Annotated in this window: 14 protein-coding genes; 8 read left to right on the top strand and 6 right to left on the bottom strand. The window is 41.2% G+C overall.

Annotated features, from left to right (window positions below; translation table 11 throughout):
- Nucleotides 1-610 precede the first annotated feature (610 nt).
- The 5 genes from RS893_RS19880 (at nt 611) to RS893_RS19860 (ending at nt 7525) form a co-directional block, all read left to right on the top strand.
- Entirely contained in the window at nt 611-1381 is a 771-nt protein-coding gene (locus RS893_RS19880) for a hypothetical protein (RefSeq protein WP_315787211.1), read from the top strand.
- 284 nt (nt 1382-1665) lie between these two features.
- Nucleotides 1666-5751: a PAS domain S-box protein gene (locus RS893_RS19875; RefSeq protein WP_396336375.1), complete on the top strand. Its 4086-nt coding sequence runs from the start codon at nt 1666-1668 to the stop codon at nt 5749-5751.
- A 16-nt stretch (nt 5752-5767) separates the two neighbouring features.
- Complete coding sequence (locus RS893_RS19870) at nt 5768-5935, top strand: hypothetical protein (RefSeq protein ID WP_315787209.1); 168 nt, start codon at nt 5768-5770, stop codon at nt 5933-5935.
- A 649-nt stretch (nt 5936-6584) separates the two neighbouring features.
- Entirely contained in the window at nt 6585-6992 is a 408-nt protein-coding gene (locus RS893_RS19865; protein ID WP_315787208.1) for a TPR end-of-group domain-containing protein, read from the top strand.
- A 389-nt stretch (nt 6993-7381) separates the two neighbouring features.
- Complete coding sequence (locus tag RS893_RS19860) at nt 7382-7525, top strand: DUF3291 domain-containing protein (protein WP_315787207.1); 144 nt, start codon at nt 7382-7384, stop codon at nt 7523-7525.
- A gap of 88 nt (nt 7526-7613) precedes the next feature.
- Here RS893_RS19860 and RS893_RS19855 read toward each other — a convergent pair whose 3' ends face one another.
- The 3 genes from RS893_RS19855 to RS893_RS19845 all read right to left on the bottom strand — a co-directional run bounded on the left by RS893_RS19855 (nt 7614) and on the right by RS893_RS19845 (nt 11883).
- Nucleotides 7614-8009, bottom strand: coding sequence for a VOC family protein (locus RS893_RS19855; RefSeq protein WP_315787205.1), 396 nt, complete (start codon nt 8007-8009; stop codon nt 7614-7616).
- An 80-nt stretch (nt 8010-8089) separates the two neighbouring features.
- Nucleotides 8090-8863 carry a ZIP family metal transporter gene (locus tag RS893_RS19850; RefSeq protein ID WP_315787203.1) on the bottom strand — a complete coding sequence of 258 codons (774 nt, stop codon included), beginning with the start codon at nt 8861-8863 and terminating at the stop codon, nt 8090-8092.
- A 290-nt stretch (nt 8864-9153) separates the two neighbouring features.
- Entirely contained in the window at nt 9154-11883 is a 2730-nt protein-coding gene (locus tag RS893_RS19845; RefSeq protein ID WP_315787201.1) for a chloride channel protein, read from the bottom strand.
- 268 nt (nt 11884-12151) lie between these two features.
- On the opposite strand from RS893_RS19845, the gene RS893_RS19840 reads away from it, so the two are divergent.
- Together RS893_RS19840 and RS893_RS19835 are read left to right on the top strand one after the other, a co-directional pair.
- Nucleotides 12152-12757, top strand: coding sequence for a COP23 domain-containing protein (locus RS893_RS19840; protein ID WP_315787199.1), 606 nt, complete (start codon nt 12152-12154; stop codon nt 12755-12757).
- Nucleotides 12758-12858: 101 nt separating this feature from the next.
- Nucleotides 12859-13656, top strand: coding sequence for a serine protease (locus tag RS893_RS19835; RefSeq protein ID WP_315787197.1), 798 nt, complete (start codon nt 12859-12861; stop codon nt 13654-13656).
- On the opposite strand, the gene RS893_RS19830 is transcribed toward RS893_RS19835, so the two are convergent.
- From RS893_RS19830 to RS893_RS19820, 3 genes are all read right to left on the bottom strand, one after another.
- Nucleotides 13649-15100 (bottom strand): protein kinase domain-containing protein, encoded by a 1452-nt coding sequence (locus RS893_RS19830; RefSeq protein ID WP_315787195.1) that lies wholly within the window; start codon nt 15098-15100, stop codon nt 13649-13651. The two genes, RS893_RS19835 and RS893_RS19830, sit on opposite strands and share 8 nt — an antisense overlap.
- A 294-nt stretch (nt 15101-15394) precedes the next feature.
- Entirely contained in the window at nt 15395-16435 is a 1041-nt protein-coding gene (locus RS893_RS19825) for a DUF2891 domain-containing protein (RefSeq protein ID WP_315787192.1), read from the bottom strand.
- A 162-nt stretch (nt 16436-16597) separates the two neighbouring features.
- Nucleotides 16598-17443, bottom strand: a complete 846-nt coding sequence (locus tag RS893_RS19820; protein ID WP_315787191.1) for a M28 family peptidase — start codon at nt 17441-17443, stop codon at nt 16598-16600.
- Nucleotides 17444-17558: 115 nt separating this feature from the next.
- Between RS893_RS19820 and dnaK the strand changes: the two genes are divergently transcribed.
- Nucleotides 17559-19703, top strand: a complete 2145-nt coding sequence (gene dnaK / locus RS893_RS19815; protein WP_315787189.1) for a molecular chaperone DnaK — start codon at nt 17559-17561, stop codon at nt 19701-19703.
- Nucleotides 19704-19864: the final 161 nt, after the last annotated feature.

Below are 19864 nucleotides of genomic sequence, written 5' to 3'. Positions count from 1 at the left end.
TATTGATTAAGACTTGTTTTTAAAACTTCATATTTTGTGAACATTAACTTATAAAAATATAAGACTTTTAAAGTATTTCTTTCTAGATATTTTGTGTATCTACTCTTTAAGAAAGATGATCTAATCAAAAGACTGGGTTGCTGACAATTAACCTGGAATTTTTAGTAAAGTTTAGTTTCAAAAAAACACACCCATATATAAGAGTGCTAATCTAATAATTGAAGCTAAACAAAGCTTCCCTGGCAGATCAAACAGCTAAATTCAAAAGTAAAAAGAGGTAAAAACGCTGTTGAAACTCTATCTGTCTCGTTATAAAACAACAACACCTAACTCTAAAAGCGATATTTCCTCATAGTGAAAAAAAAGGGGGCGCTGTGACTGCTTGACTTCATTGAAGTCAAAGGTGATTCACCCAGTACATCCCCGGCTAGAATTAACGATGAGAGGAAGTAGCTCAGCTATTAGTTGCTTGGGTGTTGTTGTTTTTTACAATACTCCAGCATTTCATTTTCCTTTTGCTCCTTAGCCTTTCCTCATCTCGGACTACTGAGTGTAAGCTGGTACGAAGTGGAATCGCACGAGACATTTAAAATAGTTGAAATAGCGCCTTATGTCAATAATTGCTCTTAGAGCATGGTATCTTGAGAATTACGAGCCGATACAAGAACTGGAAAAACGTCCACCGGATATTCGCCTCAGTAAAAAGAGTCTGCTGAAATCGGGGCTAAGAGCAGATTTCTTGGAAGATAGTGATGAAATCAGAAAATCAACGTGGTTTGGTCGCTATCTAGAAGGGGAAAATATTGAATTTTATATAGAAGGTAGTGGAGGCTATTGCGTAGCTAATATTGACTTGATTAGTCACGAAATTTATTTCACAAAGCAATCAATATTAGCACAGTTAGAACCTACTATATTTTTCTGTTCGCAAATAGAATATCCACCAGCAACTGATGCATTGCGGGAAGCATTATTGATTAGTTTGGAAAAATTGAACTTGCGATCACGCCTGCCTTTAAAATTAGTAGAATCTTATCGCCCTAAAGAAGTTCCTCTACGACTAGGAAGCGCAATGATGCGAAAAATTCGTAGGAGTTTGTTGTTTATTGCAGACACAACACCCATTGCTAAAATCGAAAGCAAACAAACTGCTCAATCAATACCCAGCCCAACCGTCTGTGTAGAAATTGGCTATGCTATTGGCAATAAAAGGTCTGAGCAAATTTTACTAGCGCAAATGCAGCGCCCTGATTTCCCAGAGCAGTTTCCCTTTGACTTGCTGCCTACACAAATTTTACAATTTCAAGACACTGTAGAATTACATAAAATTCTGCTGTCAACAATTGAAAGCCAACTCGTGCGATTTAAATTGTTTTTCTAAAAGTAATTAGTAGTAATTAGTGATTTGTAGGCAGTAGCTGACCAAAAAGCATTAATTATTTTCTGCTGATTAAGAAAAATATGCATAAAGATAGATTGAAAAAAATCTAATTTATCGCCCATATTACATTAGTAATGTAGTACATAATGGTAGAAATATCCTAATTAGAAAGAAAACTTTCATTACATCCCATAATTAGTTGTATTCGCCTGATTGTACTAGCACTTGCTTGTGATCAGTCTTTAAACTGACTGCAATCGATAAATGCAGTTACAACATCTTCAATGCTAAAAGTCAACCGCCTACACCAGCAAGATTTTCATCCAGTCTTTTCATCTTTACTAATTGCACAAACTGGAAGCATAATCGCTATAGTAATTGGCTGCTCAGTCATGCTTGGCTGGTGGTTCAATATTGACTTTTTCAAGAACTGCTTTTATCTCAGCACAGTGACAATGAAAGGTAATACAGCCCTGTGCTTTTTTTTATCAGGTTTATCACTGTGGCTGTCTTTGAGAAGGCAGGAGGCAGAAGGCAGAAGGCAGAAGGAGGAGTCCTCACTGAGTGCGGATAAGGTGCAATGGGGAGAAGACTTCACCCCACCACCCCATCACCCCTACCCTACGGGAAGCCGAGTAAAGCGCGTCTACACCTCATCACCCCACCACCTCATCACCCCACCACCCTATCTCAAAATCATTGCTCGAGTCTGTGCATTCACTGTGTTTACAATTGCGGCACTGACATTAACTCAATATTTATTTGGTTGGGATTTTGGTATTGACCAGTTGCTGTTTCACGAAGATGCAAACCCAATGCTGACTTTCCGCCGAGGGCGAATGGGTTTGAATACAGCACTAAGTTTTATGCTGGTAGGTAGGTCTTTAGAGCTTTTAGAGAAACCAAAAACCCGTCGCAGTTATTGGTTAGCGCAGATTTTCACGCTGATTACAGTTTTGATTGCTTTATTGGCTTTGGTTGGTTATGCCTATGGAGTAAAGATTTTTTATGACACGCCTGCTAATATCACATCAATGGCATTACACACCGCTATCGGGTTGATTGTACTTTGTCTAGGTATTTTGTGGAAGCGGCCAGAAAAGGGAGTAATGCAAGTAATCACAAGTCCGACAGCTGGTGGTTTGCTAGCACGTCGTTTATTAATAGCCGCGATCGCAATACCCTTGCTCACAGGGTGGTTAATTCTGCAAGGACAAAAGGCAGGAAAATATGAGTCGGGGTTTGCAATTTCCCTATTTGCCATTTTTCTGATGACAATTTTTGCAATCGTGATTTGGGAAAATGCAGCAGCGATTCAAAAGCTTAGTACTCAACGCGATCGCGCTAAATTAGCACTGAAAGCAAATACAGAAAAACTCAGAAGTTTTGCAGACTCAAACGTCATCGGCATTTTATTTGGTGATATTTACGGTGGTATCAGCCATGCCAATGACAAATTTTTGCAGATGATTGGCTACACACGAGAAGATTTACAAGCAGGTGGCATTAATTGGAAAGACATTACACCACCAGAGTATTTACCTGCGGATGCACAGGGTATTGCCCAAGCCCAATCTCAAGGTGCTTGCATCCCCTACGAAAAAGAATACATTCGGCGTGATGGCAGTCGCATTCCAGTTTTAGTAGGTTATACGTTAGTAGGAGAGAAACAACAAGAGTCGGTAGCGTTTATCCTAGATTTGAGCGATCGCAAAAAAGCTCAAGCAGCCCTACTCGAAAGTGAAGAGCGATTTAGATTGGCGGTTGATCACATGCCAGATGTTTTTGCCATTTATGATGCCCAACGGAGGTTTCAATTTGTCAATGCGGCGGCTTTGCAGCACCTTGGTAAGCCGAAAGAGGAAGTTATTGGACGCACTGACGAAGAAATCTTTCCAGTTGAGATTACACAACTTTATCTTCCGATTCTATTCAAAGCAGTTGAAACACGTACGACTCAAACAACAGAAACCACAATTACTTTACCTAATAATGGCACATTGACAACACTAATTAAGTATGTGCCGATAGTTGATGATCAAGGGGAAATTTATCAAATTTTGGCATTTGCTGAAGATATTACAGTCCGCAAGCAGGCAGAAGAAGCGCTCCGCAATCAACAAAAATGGTTGGAAGACTTACTCAATCTCATGCCCACACCCCTGTTATTGATAGAACCAGGGACAGCACGAGTCACTTTTGCTAATAAAGCTGCTGACGAAGTCGCTGGGGGGAAATTTCCGAAAGCAGATTCAGCCACAGAATATCAAGCTCTCTATTACTCAACTGACGCCGATGGCAATCCCATTGCCGATGAACAAGCACCAGGCATTAGGGTGGCCCGTGGCGAACGCTTAGACGGAGTAGAGTTAGACTGGCATACACCGACAGGTATCCGTTCTTTGCTGATTTATGCTGATACTTTACCAGCAATGCACGGCTATCCAACTACTTGTGTATTAACCTTCCAAGATATTACCAATCTCAAGCGCGTAGAAAAAGCACTATCGTTAGGTTATAAACGACTGCAACTACTATTTGGTACAGCCAGCGATTTACTTTCTAGCAAAGAGCCAGTCGCGTTGATTGAAAGTTTATTCCAAAAACTAGCAGAGCAAATTGGTTTAGATGTTTACTTTAATTTTTTAGTGAATGAAAACTCCCAGGTCATGCAATTAGCCTCCTGGCACGGAATTGATGAGCAAACTGCTAAAGCAGCAAATTGGCTAGAGATTGGTCAAGGAATGTGTGGTACAGTTGCCCAAGAACGCCGTCCCATTTCTATAGAAAATGTCCAGGAATCAAATGATCCAAAAACAGAACTCCTGCGTGTTATTGGTATTAAGACTTATTACGGCTACCCATTAATGGCTCAAGGAAAGTTGTTGGGTACTCTGTGTTTTTGCAGTCGCAGTCGCTTGCAATTTAGCCAAAATGAAATGGGAATGATGCAAGCAGTTTGTGATCAAATAGCGATCGCGATCGAGCGGGCACGATTAATAGCTTCTTTGCAACAACAAACCGAACAGTTGCAAGAGGCAAATCGGATGAAAGATGAATTTTTAGCAATATTATCCCACGAATTGCGATCGCCCCTCAATGCTATTCTGGGATGGTCGCAGTTGCTGCGTTCTCGCAAACTCAATGAAACCCAAATCACCAAAGCACTAGAAACTATAGAACGCAACGCTAAAACACAAACACAGTTGATAGAAGACTTACTTGATATCTCGCGGATCATCAGAGGCAAATTACGTTTAAATGTACGTACTTGCAATTTGATTGCGATTATAGAAGCCGCCTTAGATACAGTACGCCTAGCAGCGCAAGCAAAAGATATTCACATCCAAACTATGTTTGATTCTAAGGCAGCATTAGTTTCTGGCGATGGCGAGCGCCTACAGCAGGTAGTCTGGAATTTACTATCCAATGCCATCAAATTTACACCTGCTGGCGGTAAAGTAGAGGTAATTTTATCACTGATCAAAGAAGAAATAGGGACACAGAAATACAGAAATACCGAGAGTATCTTTGATAGATTCTCTGCATCACCCCGGCTGAACATTGGCGCGTCTTCCAAAGCATCATCGCCTCTGTCCACACTAAATGCAAAAATGGGAGGAACCCCTGCAACACAATGGTTTTCCTCCACCTCCTCTGAAACTGCTTATGCCCAAATTACAGTCAAAGATACTGGCATTGGTATCAGTCCTGAGTTTTTACCTTATGTATTTGATCGTTTTCGCCAAGCAGATAGTTCTAGTACTAGATCACATGGTGGGTTGGGACTAGGTTTAGCAATTGTGCGTCATTTAGTAGAAATGCATGGCGGTACTGTTGATGTAGCAAGTCCGGGAAAGGAACAAGGTACAACCTTTACAGTCAAACTACCACTCCTCAAAAGTCAAGATGCAATAGTCAACACTGAAGAATTAACAGTCAATAGCCAACAGCCAAATTTAAATTCTCTGCCGATCTCATCTTCTGTTCTAGATGGCGTACGTGTACTAGTCGTGGATGACGAAGCTGATACACGTGACTATCTCACTACTTTACTAAAACAGTCTCAGGCTCATGTACTAGCAGTAGCATCAGCACAAGCAGCAATAGAAGCTGTTAAGCAGTGGAAACCAGATGTTTTAGTCAGTGATATTGGAATGCCAGAGGAAGACGGTTACTCTTTACTCCGGAGATTGCGATCGCTTTCGCCAGAACAAGGAGGAAAAATACCAGCAGCAGCTTTAACAGCCTATGCTAGAGCAGAAGATCGACGCCGAGCTATACAGGCAGGTTTTCAGTTGCATTTACCTAAACCCGTCGATCCATCTGAGTTAATTACAGTAGTGGCTAGCCTTGTGGGACGCACTTAACTGCCAAGGCAATCAGATGAATCTACAGTTACCAGAAATTGTCATTTATCCTGACCGTAAGAAAACACTTTATCAAGAAAGGCTTCAGGCAGATGGCAGAAGGCAGCTATGCGAAGATCTAAAGTTTTCGTTCGTGATTGAGCCATCTGTACCCTCTGCCAAATGGGTTGAAGACCCCCAGTAAATCTTCGATTTACTGGTCTGCAATGTTCCTGGGGGTCACAAGACGCGGAGCGGCTTCCGCAGGTATCCCCCTTTAATTCCCTTCTGCCACGGCGTTCTTTGTTCGCCCGCAGCTTTGCAACCCACGCCTCCTCTGCCTCCGTACTTCTGCCTTCTTCAATATTTTATAAATTTCCTCTTTTTTACCCTGTTAGGCATTTGGTTATTATTCCAAGAAGGCGTTGCAATCATTGTCGGTTTGATAATCTCCCTTATTCTTGTACCAGGAACAATATTTCATGGATATCGTTTATTTTTTGTTCCACCAGCTTTAATTATTAATATTCATGGTCTTTAAGATAATACTTCTTTAATTAGTCTTGGCAGAATTGCTTGGCAACAAATACAGGCATTAATTCCAGGAGACTATATTGGTATTTATCCATGCGATCGCAAGATATTTCTATCTTCTCAGCCTGTCTGGAAAAAAGTTATATTCATTTTATTTCGTATGGGCAAGCCACTATCCCCATTTTTGATGCCAATGCAATGCTTGCGTGGAGAATCCAATGATATTTTCCAAACAATATACTATTACATGCAAGCCAATATTCATGCTGTCGATTGTGCAGTTAGTTGGTATTACAAAGGATATCTTTTATAATACTTAAGTGAAAAAAAGTCGTGTGATTGCTCAATGGCAACCTCAGTCAGAAAATCTTGATCTCAATTCACAATTATACTTAGAAAAATCATTATTTGCCTTTGAACAAGCGCTTGCTTTAGAAGCATTTCATCCTGATTGGTGGTATGAATTTGGTACAATTTTGGAAAAACACCAGTATTATTTAGATGCAATTACAGCTTATAAACAAGCAATTGAATTGAAACCAAATTTTGATGAAGCTTGGTATCGTGTAGCAGCAAGTTATGCAACTTGTGGTGATAAAAATAACTGCTTGCAATATTTGGCTGAGGCTTTGAAACTAGACCCAGATATGAGAAAAGATGCGGTAAATAATTTTGCTAACTTTGCCAACGATGAAGATTTTCAAAAAATCATAGGCGACACAAATTAAGTAAATCACCAGAGTGCAGGAAATCATCTATTTTGTTGCAACAAGTTTGTTCAACTAGCAAGATTCTACGATTAATAACTATTAATCGCAATTAGTAATAAGTAAATTCCCTGGCACTCTAGTGGTTTTTTAGCGGACAGTGCCGCTAACATTACAAAAGTAAAGGGCTTTGAAATACTATCTTATTTATTATTTCTGTATCGTATAAATGCACACAATTTTGCCCGAAGTTTGGGCATTGTTTAGTATTTCATACCATTTTATATTTCAGATTTGGAACTCTTTCCTAAAGCAATTTTTCATCGAATTAACCAAATACTTATACTGCCATTTTACGTGCGCTACTCAATACTCGGGAGATGGCTGATTTTGTCGCTTAAATCAGTAGAGTGAATGCGATCGCTGATGCTAATCCTGGATGCGTGTGGCGTTTACGTGGTCAGGGTGCAGACAATGCTACCAGTATTCGTGCTTTTGAGGATGAGCGAATTCTTATCCCTCTCCTTGTTTGGAAATCTTTGGAAGCTTTATGAGATTACGTTGATCGTAGCGATCACGCAAGTATCATGCGCGATCGCTATCGTTGGATGTTATCAAATCGATAGCATACCTCAAAATTATTTACTTCAGAGCATAATTTTGGTTATATTCTACTAGCTCAATTTCATTACCATCGGGGTCATTGACATAAATTCTATGCTTGGTTTCTGGTGCTGACATTGTGTAATATTCAATGCCTTTATCTTCAAGCAGCTTTTTCATGATTTCGCCATCTTTAATTACAAAACCAACATGGTTTATACCAATGTTTTCGTAAGCATTATGAACACGTTCTTGATGATTTTCATCATTCAAAGCTAAATAAAATTGGCGATCGCCTAGATGCATCCAACGACGACCATTAAATACACCTTCTGCACGCACGTACCACTCAGGAAACAAAGTTTGGTAAAAATTCCTGCTGTCGTCTATATTTTTACAAGATAGGTTAATGTGTTCAAAGCGAATCAAGTTCATATTTTTGTCCTTTGTTTTGATAATAATTACGTCTTCCTGTATTTATCCTCATCACCAAATAATTGATTATTGATAAGTTTTTACCCTAAGGTGATATCCAAAAACATCATGACTACAAAACCAATCATTACACCGATTGTTCCTTCTTTTTCTAAACCTTTGCAATGAGATTCGGGAATAATTTCATCACTGATGACAAACAACATTGCTCCAGCAGCAAAAGCCATCGCCCAAGGCAAAATAAAATTTGCAATACTCACTAATCCAGCGCCAATCAAACCACCAATTGGCTCAACTAAACCCGTCAACAAAGAAATCCATAAAGCATAATTTGTTGAATAACGCTCGGCAACCAAAGACAATGCTACAACTAAACCTTCGGGAATATTCTGTAAACCAATACCCAAGGCAACGGGAATTCCTTCTGTAATATTATGATTGCCAAAATTTACTCCCACAGCTAAACCTTCAGGAAAGTTATGGATAGTAATTGCGCCAATAAATAGCCAAATTTTCTTTAAATTTGCACCATTACAGTTTTCTTTCCCTTTAAAAAAATGTTCATGGGGTAAAAACTTATGGACTAGTTGCAAAAAAACTCCACCTAATAGTATGCCAATGACAATAGTCAAAGCTGCATAGGGTTTTGATGCTCCTTGAGCAATAGCTGCCTCGGTTCCCGGTAAAATCAATGAGAATGATGTCGCTGCTAACATCACTCCTGCACCAAAACCCAGCATGATTCCTTGTAGTCGTTGCGTAAGATTAATTGGTAACAAAATCGGTAAAGCGCCTACTACTGTCGCCAGTCCCGCGCCTAAACTGGCGATCGCACCGATAACAAGGCTGTCCATATCCGGGATTTTTGATTTAACTCCTTTAAATAAATCATAGTCGTTATGAGTTTTAGTTGCAAGTTTTTTTGCTTTGTGATTGTAGAGGGTGGAGAGTAGGGAATGCTGTGTTTTTCGCGTCTGGAACAAAAATTATGATTTAGAAATCGACCACCGATGCATACAGATGGACACTGATAAATTATGCGTTGGTGGCTGAGACCATTTCACAAAATTATTGATACAAATCCTTCCCCTTGTCTTCCTTGTCCTCTTTGTCCCCCTTGTCCTCTTTGTCTCTCTCGTCGCCATTAACTATTGATCGCTCCCCTGACCAAAATCACGGTACTGTCTACACCAGAGGCGATCGCTTCCGGAATGTTCCCTTTTATAGCCTGTTGTAGCAATCCCTCGCGGGAAGCACCTAGAACAACTACATCATAATGTTCGGTTTTTACTAGGTTGATTACTCCTTCGGTGACAGAATCTGCTTTCACAGGTGCAGCTACTACAGTACTGGATGATTTCTGGCGGCGAACAAGCATCCGAATTGCTTCTTCTAAAACTTTCATGTCTGGTTCTGATTCCGATGGCTTAAACACGCGGGTGAGGCGGATTTTCGGGTCATTTCCTAGCGTTACCAAAGCAGGTAATAATTTAATCGCCGCCCTAGCATTGGGACCGCCAGCCATTGGTACTAGCCAACTGTTGAATTGGGGAGGAGGGAGGGGGAGATGGGGGGCTAGGGGTCCCCACTTTGTAGGGTTGGGGGGCGATGGGGAGTGAGAGAGGGGAGGAGTAGGGAAAAGATGAGTTAAGGAGGGTCTTTGATGATTGATGATTGACTCTGGAGTTTTCCCTAACTTCACTAACACCATCTCACAAGTAGCTTGGCGAATCACACTGTCCACAACATCGCCAAAAATGCGACCAGGGGTGGAAGTGCTGCCCTTCCACCCCATTAGAATTAGGTCAATGTGTCTTTCTTTGATTGTCTCTAAGATTGCATGGGCAATATCATGAGTAACTCGGATCTGTGTATGCACCGGAATTTTCCATTTTTTGCCTAAAACTTCGGCGTTTCGCAGTAATCGCCGACTTTTGGCTGTCCTAACAGGGGTTTCGGCTGGAGATCTTTGACGAGAAACAAGGATTACTTGCAGACATTCTATTTCGTAGTGGCGATCGCGGGCGATCGCAGCTGCCATTTGTAATAGTGTGGCAGCTGTTTCAGGGTTTGCAACTGGTACTAACAATCTACCTCTACCAGTGCTGGGCGATCGCGTTTGATAAACTATGTAAGAAGGTTCTGGTTGTGGCCCATGTTCTCTAATTTGACAGTTGAGACTGTCGGCTTCTGCCCGAATAATATCAGCACGAGTAATGATGCCAATGATTCTGCGCCCTTCTACTACTGGCAAGCGACTGATTTGATGACGATCCAATAAATACAGCACATTGCTTAAATTATGGGTGGGCGTAACTGTCACTGGCTGCGGTGTCATGATTTCCCGTAGGGGAGTATCTTTTGCTAGGTTGTGATCGCGTATTTTTAATAAATCAGTTTGGGTGACAATTCCTAGCAATTTACCTTGTTCAACTACAGGAAATCCTCGGTGGTGAGAACGAGAGAAAGCCTGTACTACTTCTTCTACAGACATCTCTGCATCTAGGGTTTCCACCCGGCGCTGCATGACATCTTTTGCTGTTAACTTGGTGAATGCACCCTCAACGGGGGGTGCATTTTCGATGTTGATGCCACTGAAGTGTAAAAGTTTGGTATACAGCGATCCTGGCATCAGCTTGTCAGCAACCAGGTAGGATGTGACTGAGCCAACCATTAAAGGTAACACCAGATTAAAATCTGTTGTCATTTCAAATACAATCACGATCGCTGTGATTGGCACTTTCGAGACGGCACTAAAAAATGCCCCCATGCCTGCTAAAGCATAGGTCGTTGGGGAACCTAATCCGAATAGCTGAAATTCACCAACACCGACGATATAACCCAAACAAGAACCTAAAATCAAACTAGGCGCAAATAACCCTCCTGGCGCCCCTGAACCAAATGCTACCAAAGTTAAAAGAAATTGAGCCAAAAAAGCGATCGCCGCTATAGGTGCGTTAGCCTGACCAGCTATTACAAATTCTCTTAATCCCGTATTATCACGGAAAGAAGATGGTAAAACTGCAACTACTACACCAGAGATACATCCAGCTAAAGCTACCCTAAGGGGTAAGCTAATACGTAATCTACGATATATTTTAATACTTTCAATTAATCCACGATTAAATAATGCTGCTAGTAATCCTGCAAAAACACCCAAAACCAGGTAAAAAGGAATTTCTATGATTGAGAAACTGCTAGAAGATTGAGTTAATTCCAAGTTCAGTAGCAAACTACGACCACCCAAAAGACGGGAGACAACACCACCAATAAAAGAGGCAATGATTGCAGTTCCCAATGTTAGCCCCGATAAATCTTGGAGTAACTCTTCTACCACAAACAAAACGCCAGCAATGGGCGCATTGAAGGCTGCTGCTAAACCTGCACCCGCACCAGCAGCAATCATCTGGCGTCGATGATCTGGAGATGTGGGAACCCAACGACTCATCCCTGCTGCCAAAGCAGCCCCGACTTGTACAGTCGGGCCTTGCCTACCTAAAGTGATTCCTGAAGCTAAAGAGATCATGGCACTGAGTAACTTCACAAGTGCTACTCGCCACGAAAGCTTGACTGGTACATTGGCAAGAGAAGCTTTCACATGGGGGATACCACTGCCAGAAGCTTCTGGTGCTAACCTTTCTACCAATAATCCAGCTAGAAACCCGAAGCCCAAACCGACTGTTGGTAGGAATAACCAGGCTGGCAAAACGTGGGAATTATGAACTCGCCATGTTCCTAGCCATCCCGAACCAAATTTCAAGCATACAGCACAAAGGGCGGCAACAAGACCAATAATACAGGCTTCTGCGATCGCTAAACCTCTTCTTGGTTGCCAGACAGTGCGAATATACTGATTCAGAAAAGGGGGCGACATAGCAATTAAAAATTAAAAATTAAAAATTAAAAATTTAGTACTTTTGATATTTATAGGAGAAATTTTAACTTCTTCCGCAACCTTGTGATACCCAAAATCGTTGCAGTGCGTAGACATGTAGGGGCTTCTTGGAACGCGATCGCTCACCTTTACAAAATCTTATCAAAATGCCTGATTATTAAGAAATGCTGTATTTTCAGCTAGTAACTAGATATAATACTCACCAAAGTTAAGGTTAACCCTTTTTTTCTATCAACTTTAATTACTTATGAAGCTGGGGTTATTTAATCAAGGTTTGACAAAGGTAGTAGTCACCTCACTGGCGACACTCACCGCTGCTACAATCATTCACCAGCCCACTTACGCTCAAGGTACAAACTTCTACTGCGGTACAAGTAAATACCGAAATCAAAGTATACCTGCAACTTTTGTCCGTACCCAAGATGGTAGAAATGTGGCGATGATTCGCTGGTTACACACCAACTACTTTTCATCAAATTGGACTCCACAAATGCGTTGTCAAGAAGTAGCCCGCAGATTTCAAAAAAATTATGATAATGGAATGCTCAGACGCATAAATACTGGGACACTCAAAGGACAACCGGTTGTATGTGCTGCCATCAAACAAAGTGATCCTTGTACAGACAGCACCTTGTTATTCACTCTCAACCGTAATGTCAATCCTGAAAAAGCTTTAAAAATGCTCATGGATCGTCGTGGTTTGGCATCTGGAAACGCGTTTGTATCTAGAGGTCAAAACGTATCTAGAAGCGAAAAAAATAATAGTTCCTTTAGCGTTGAATTTGATAGTTATATTCAAGGTGCTACCGTTGAACCAAGTAATCCTCAACCTGAAAACAACAATACACCCTAATGGATTTATAATTAGGTAATTATGTAGTCAATATTGCTAAATTTTCATTGAGTGTTCACAGATTTGATTTTTCCAACCCCTACAGAAAGGGGCAATGGCAAATGAAATGGCACAATCAAAAGTCAGTAACATTGGTTACTGGCTTGTTATTTGTAATTTGTGTATCGGCAGTATATCTGAGATATTCGGCTAAGTGTACTAATATTAACTGTGAGGAGCAAAAGACTACACAGATAAACCGATTATCAATAGAACAAATACGTCATACTAGCGAAGCTATTACTGTGAAAGTGATGTCGAAAGAATTCTTGGGTTCAGGAATTCTACTGAAAAAGCAAGACTCTGCTTATACAGTTTTGACTAATGCCCATGTATTGCGTGCTGATGATCCTCCCTATCGGATTCAAACACCGGATGGTCGGATTTGGTCTGCGAATTTGCTGGCAAATGTCAAGTTTGGCACTAATGATTTAGCCATATTACAGTTTCGTAGCCTACACAGAAATTATACTGTGGCATCCATTGCTTTTAACGCTGCTATAGGTGATGAAGTATTTGCTGCTGGATTTCCCTATGGAGATGACGGAAAAGACAAAGGCTTTACATTTACAACTGGTAAGGTAGCACTAATATTACCAAAGGCTTTAGAAGGTGGTTATCAAATTGGCTACACAAATGATATCCAAAAAGGTATGAGTGGAGGGCCACTCCTCAATCATCAGGGTGAAGTAGTTGGAGTGAATGGAATGCACGCATACCCTTTGTGGGATGTTCCTTCAGTATTTGCTGATGGTTCCGAAGCAGATCAAAAATTGCATGAACAGATTATTCGCCTCAGTTGGGCTGTACCAACGGAGAAATTTACGTTTAGAAGCAAGATTGGTCAATTATCTAATTAATCTCAAAAGACTTTATCATTTCATTCACGGTTTTGATAAATTCATCATAATCATCTATCGCTGCTGTATAGGTAATTATGTATGCTTTATCACCTTTTAAAGTCCAGATTTGCAAATTTTTTAACTTAGTATCTTCGTCTTTGCCTGTGTAGACTATCTGATTTGCTGGTTTGAATGCCAAAGTAGTTGAACTCGTATTAATAATTTGAGCTTCTGGCAAAGTATTTTTAATTTCATCAACAAATAATTTTTTAGACTCAGCTAATGTTCCGGAAAATTTCTCAATATCTACATTTAACTTTTCTTGAAATTTATCTGTCTCACTTTGTTTTGGAGATATAAACGTTACTATTTCAGTAACGCCTAAAACATCAATTTCTTTGATTTGTAGCTGCCAACTGGCTGGATATTTGATTTTTAAACCGTAATTGGAATTCTCATAGGGTATAAACTTTTCTGGTTCCTGCCCAGGTCGAATTGCTACAAATACGCTAGCAAGCACTGCAACTATACCTAAAGGAACTAACCATTTCCAACCAGATGTGGAAGAACGAAGTTTCAGAATCGATGGAAGTCTTGTTTGTCCCTGTGTAAAAGTGTGATTTGAGTGTGAGATTTGTCTTAGTGCTTGTAGTGCTGACTCTGCTGACTGATAACGTCCACTAAAGTGATAGCGTACCATTCTATCTAGAATATCAGCTAGCTCAGGGCTAACCCGCGCTTGGTCACGCCAAACAATTTCTCCGGTTTGGGGATCTCTAGGTAATTTGCTTCCTTGGGAAGGGTCAGGATATATACCTGTTAAGGCTTGGATACCTATCACTCCTACAGCATAGACATCGCTGCTAAATTGTGGTTCACCAGCTGCTTGTTCACTTGGCATGTAGCCAAGAGTACCAATAGCCACGGTGACAGTTTGCCCCTGTTGATTAACTTCCAAACCTCTTACCTTTTTCACCGCACCAAAATCAATCAGGACAATTTTTCCGTCCTGTCGTCGCATGATATTGGCTGGTTTGATATCCCTGTGAATTACTCCTTGGCGATGGACAAAGGCTAAAACCTCTAGGATTTCCGTCAAAAGCTTAATCGTCTCGGCTTCAGTTAGTCTATCGGCTAATGGAGGTAATTCTTGCCTGAGGTCGTGACCTTCAATAAATTCTTGAACTAGATAAAATTCTTGATTTTCTTCAAAATAAGCTAAAAGACGGGGAATCTGATCATGATTGCCTAATTCTTCTTGAATTTCTGCCTCTTGTTTAAAGAAGCGTTGTGCTATTTGTAGAGTATTCGGGTCGTTAGTTCTTGGTTTTAGCTGCTTAACTAGACACTTAGGATTACCTGGGCGGTCGGTGTCACACGCGATGTAAGTAGCCCCAAATCCTCCTCCTAATCCCAATTGTTGGACAATTTGGTAACGTCCACGAAGCTTGTGACCCAACATTACATTCACCTTACATGCTAATAAGTTTAGAAGTTATGACTCAAAGCGTCTATGTGTTGATGTTATCTTGACATAGTTTGACACTTATACGATAAAAGTACCAGCAGCAGTTCTTGACGTACAATATTCAGGAAGTTTTTAGATTTATCGTCAAAAATAGGAATCCAGGGTAGGTGACAGAGTCACCCTAAATCTTGAGTGAATTAAGAATATTTTCCTCTTAGTGTTTTAGTGCCTTGGTGTTTCAAATAAAGATTTTTTCACCACCAAGTCACTAAAACACTAAGAAAAATCCTATTTCGACGTGCATAACCCACGATCTGTTACCAAGTAAACTACAAAAGTCCCCAACCAGTGACTACTAGAATAGTGTTCACTAACAGCCTCGATTGTGCTACTTTGACGATGTAGAACAGCAGCAGCACGAAGGGTTTCTATTCGAGGATCAGTTTCAGGCAAGCCAAAGATTATTCCTTCAAGCATCCAAGCGCGACTGAGATTTAAACCATGAAAATGAGATTGTAAATAGTCTTGAAAATTAGTGACTTTTACAGGTTGTAGGCAATCTACTGACTCATCAACAGTTAATTGTGGCAGAAAATCGGTGAGCCAGTGGGCAAAATCTGTCGGTGAAAGAATTCGTCGTACCAGATCAGCTTCAGCGAGGCAGGGGGAGATAAAATCATAGCCGAGTGGTTCTAAATGTAGCGGATAACTGCGATCGCTCAAATAAAATTGTTGGATTTTGTTTTCAATCAAATCAGCAAAGTTCTCATTTTTAGTGATTCGCGCCCAATCTATTACTAAACCCAGGGCAAACGCCGTTTGACTATGTGTTCCTGTGCGGTTGGGTAGTTCGAGTTTTTGCAGCCATCGCTGGAAATTACTCGCAACCAAGGTTTCTAGGGGTTCCAACACAGCTAGCCATTCTTGGGCTTGGGTATCATTCCATTCACGTAGTTCCGCAGCCAGTTGTAATAGCCATGCAAAACCATAGGGACATTCAAAGTAGGGATGTTTATGTAAATGGGCAATTTCCCCTTGAATTTTTTCAGGTATGAAGCTTTGAGTTAGGGCTTCTCTGACTGTTGTCTGAAAGGAGGCTTGAGGAAAATAACGAGTCAGACGTGTGAGTAACCAGTGTCCGTGTACGGCTGAATGCCAATCCAAGCAACCATAAAAAACAGGTGTTAATTCCCGTGGTGGCTTGATATCTTCGTCGCTATTAAACCAGTAAATAGCATTATGGGGATACTCTTGTTTGATGCAGTTAAGTACCAATTGCACAAGTTTTGTTGCGATCGCTACGTCAATCTCCATAGCTTTGGTTTTCATAATGACTCGTTTCGGTTGGTGGACAGGTTTAATTGTCGCTTTGAATTAGCTTGAGTCCTAGTAGGCGATCGCACACCGAAAAAGTCTGATCACAACTAAATTCCTGACTACAAAATTAGGTAACTTCCAAAAATAAATCATTTCCCCTTGTCCCCTTAATTTTCACAACCGTCGAATTCCCTTTTCCAAACCTTGACAAACACCAGTCAGAAAATCCAAATCTAAGGTGGCAATTGTATCACTGGGTTTGTGATAGTGGGGATTTCGCAAAAAAGCTGTATCTGTAATCATGATGGCTGGATAACCTGCATCCCAAAAAGGGGCATGATCACTCTGTCGAGTTTGCCGGACTATATGACCTTTGTTAGGTACTGGTAGCCATTGACTTGCTACACCTACTTTCCGAATACTGCGGCTAATGCTAATTAAATCTCTTAAGGTTCGCCAATTGCCAATTAAACCAATAAAATCGCCACGACTAGGATAAATATGTTGTAAAGGTGGTGGGTAAATTTGGGAACCAGGGTTAGTGTTACAGTAACCTAACATTTCCAGAGAAATCATTAATCGTAGCGGTTGCTGTTCTTTTTGCAACTTAGCTACATACTCAATGCTACCTAACAAGCCATACTCTTCCATATCAAAAGCTACTAGCTGCAAAGGATATTTGATTGGTTCTGTTGCAAACATCCTTGCTAACTCTAGTAACACTGCTACACCTGTAGCATTATCATCAGCCCCTGGTGAACCAGGCACAGCATCATAATGGGCACCAATTAAAATTGGTGGCAAGTCTCTTGTTTGTAAATCCGCAGCAGATAAGTTCAAGACGAGATTTTTGCAAGCTTTACCACCCACATAAAAGGTGTGGATATCCACACTCCCCCACTGTGCAAATGAGGCGCGAATGTATTCTTGAACAAAAAAATGGCCAGCACTTGCCATGAAAGGATCGCGATCGCGGACTATTTGAGTAAGATGAGTTTCCAGTTGGTTTTTTAAATTCACAAGATGCTAACAGCGAACCTGGTTGAAGGTGTATTTATCAACAGCAAGATACAATAAATCAAGCATTAGTTCTAAACAAAAAATTTATATAGAAATACTAGGAGAAACTTAACGCATGGGCAAGGTAGTAGGCATCGACTTGGGTACAACGAACTCTGTAGTCGCCGTTATGGAGGGTGGCAAGCCGGTGGTTATTGCCAATGCAGAAGGAATGCGCACAACTCCCTCCGTAGTTGGCTTTAGCAAAGACGGCGAACGCCTTGTAGGGCAAATGGCCAGGCGGCAAACTGTCCTCAACCCTCAAAATACTTTTTTTGCAATTAAACGCTTCATGGGACGTAGGTATAGCGAACTGAGTCCAGAATCAAAGCGCGTACCCTATACCATTCGTAAAGATGAAGTTGGCAATATTAAAGTTGTCTGTCCCCGTTTAAATAAAGATTTTGCCCCAGAAGAAATTTCGGCAATGATTCTCAAGAAATTGGCAGAAGATGCTAGTAAATACTTGGGGGAACCCGTTACAGGGGCAGTAATTACCGTTCCCGCCTATTTTAATGATTCTCAACGGCAAGCAACGCGGGATGCTGGTAGAATTGCTGGCCTAGAAGTTTTGCGAATTCTCAACGAACCAACTGCTGCTTCTTTAGCTTATGGTTTAGATCGCGGTGAGACAGAAACCATTTTAGTATTTGATTTGGGTGGTGGCACATTTGACGTTTCTATCCTAGATGTCGGTGACGGTGTATTTGAAGTGAAAGCTACCAGTGGTGATACTCAACTCGGTGGTAATGACTTTGATAAAAAAATAGTCGATTGGCTAGCAGAACAATTTCTCGAACAAGAAAAAGTAGATTTAAGAAGAGAACGACAATCTTTGCAGCGTTTGATGGAAGCTGCGGAAAAAGCCAAAATTGAACTTTCTGCTGTCAGTGTCACTGAAATCAACTTACCCTTCATTGCTGCTACAGAAGAAGGGCCTGTACACTTAGAAACTCGCCTGACTCGTTCCCAGTTTGAAGGCTTATGCGATGACTTGTTAGGGCGGTTGCGTGTCCCAGTAAAACGGGCTTTAAAAGATGCTGGACTCACCCCCAATGATATCGACGAAGTTGTACTAGTAGGCGGTTCTACGCGGATGCCTATGGTACAGCAACTAGTACGGGCGATGATTGGCAGAGAACCCAATCAAAACGTCAACCCTGATGAAGTTGTAGCAGTGGGTGCAGCGATTCAGGCGGGAATTCTTGCAGGCGAACTCAAGGATGTATTGTTATTGGATGTGACGCCCTTATCTTTGGGACTGGAAACTATAGGTGGTGTCAAGAAAGTACTAATTCCCCGCAACACTACTATTCCTGTCCGCCGTTCGGACATCTTTTCCACGTCAGAAAATAACCAGAACACTGTGGAAATTCACATAGTCCAAGGAGAACGGGAAATGGCAGCAGACAACAAATCCTTAGGGCGATTCAAGCTGTACGGTATCCCCCCAGCACCTCGCGGTATTCCCCAAATTCAAGTAGCATTTGATATCGATGCCAACGGGATATTACAGGTAACTGCTTTAGACAGAACCACAGGTAGAGAGCAGAGTATTACAATTCAAGGTGCTTCTACTTTGAGTGAAACTGAAGTGCAACAAGCGATTCGAGAAGCCGAGAAATTTGCTGACATAGACAGACAACGTAAAGAAAAAGTAGAAAAACGTACGCGGGCTGAGGCTTTGATTTTACAAGCCGAAAGACAACTGCGGGAAGTAGCACTAGATTTTGGTATGGCATTTGCCCGGAACCGTCGTCAACAAATTGATAACATCTGTCGGGAACTGCGCGAGAGTTTAAAAGAAAATGATGATCGCGGCATAGATCAAGCCTACGCCGACCTGCAAGATGCCTTATATGACCTCAACCGCGAAGTTCGACAATACTACGCTGAAGAGGAAGATGATGATTTGTTGGGTGCGATCAAAGACATTTTTACAGGTGGTGGTGATAAAGACCGGGATTATCCTAGAGACACTTTCCGCGATCGCGATTACTATGACAGAGACTATGACCGAGGCTATGGCAAAGATTATGACCGAGGTTATAGCAGAGATTATGACCGCAGTCCCAGCAGAGATTACGACCGCAGCCCCAGTCGAGACTACGACAGAAGCTATGGTCGAGACAATCGTTCCTCTGCCTTTGACAACAGTGGTTCTTCACGCCGTTCTCGCCCCACCTATCAAGATAACTGGGATGATGACGATGATTGGTAATCAAGCTTGTTAGGTAAAATGATCGCTCCTTCCCTATTCATATGTACTGCTTGTGCAAAATACTGAATATTTAGTTAGAAAAAGGTGATGAAATTGATTTGAAATTCGGATTTAGTCATTATTAATAGGTAATAGTTAGTGGTTCAGTGGTTATTTGTTTT

This window comes from Fischerella sp. JS2 (genome assembly GCF_032393985.1).
Classification (GTDB): Bacteria; Cyanobacteriota; Cyanobacteriia; order Cyanobacteriales; family Nostocaceae; genus Fischerella.
Note: the sequence above shows the minus strand (reverse complement) of the source record. Positions and strands in the feature narration are given on the sequence as shown.

Excerpts from the sequence above, each read along its gene's own strand:
- RS893_RS19875 (WP_396336375.1), top strand. The coding sequence starts at position 1,666 with ATGCTAAAAGTCAACCGCCTACACCAGCAAGATTTTCATCCAGTCTTT.
- RS893_RS19870 (WP_315787209.1), top strand. The coding sequence starts at position 5,768 with ATGAATCTACAGTTACCAGAAATTGTCATTTATCCTGACCGTAAGAAA.
- RS893_RS19845 (WP_315787201.1), bottom strand. The coding sequence starts at position 11,883 with ATGTCGCCCCCTTTTCTGAATCAGTATATTCGCACTGTCTGGCAACCA.
- RS893_RS19850 (WP_315787203.1), bottom strand. The coding sequence starts at position 8,863 with ATGGACAGCCTTGTTATCGGTGCGATCGCCAGTTTAGGCGCGGGACTG.
- RS893_RS19835 (WP_315787197.1), top strand. The coding sequence starts at position 12,859 with ATGAAATGGCACAATCAAAAGTCAGTAACATTGGTTACTGGCTTGTTA.
- RS893_RS19825 (WP_315787192.1), bottom strand. The coding sequence starts at position 16,435 with ATGAAAACCAAAGCTATGGAGATTGACGTAGCGATCGCAACAAAACTT.
- RS893_RS19840 (WP_315787199.1), top strand. The coding sequence starts at position 12,152 with ATGAAGCTGGGGTTATTTAATCAAGGTTTGACAAAGGTAGTAGTCACC.
- RS893_RS19855 (WP_315787205.1), bottom strand. The coding sequence starts at position 8,009 with ATGAACTTGATTCGCTTTGAACACATTAACCTATCTTGTAAAAATATA.
- dnaK (WP_315787189.1), top strand. The coding sequence starts at position 17,559 with ATGGGCAAGGTAGTAGGCATCGACTTGGGTACAACGAACTCTGTAGTC.
- RS893_RS19830 (WP_315787195.1), bottom strand. The coding sequence starts at position 15,100 with ATGTTGGGTCACAAGCTTCGTGGACGTTACCAAATTGTCCAACAATTG.
- RS893_RS19880 (WP_315787211.1), top strand. The coding sequence starts at position 611 with ATGTCAATAATTGCTCTTAGAGCATGGTATCTTGAGAATTACGAGCCG.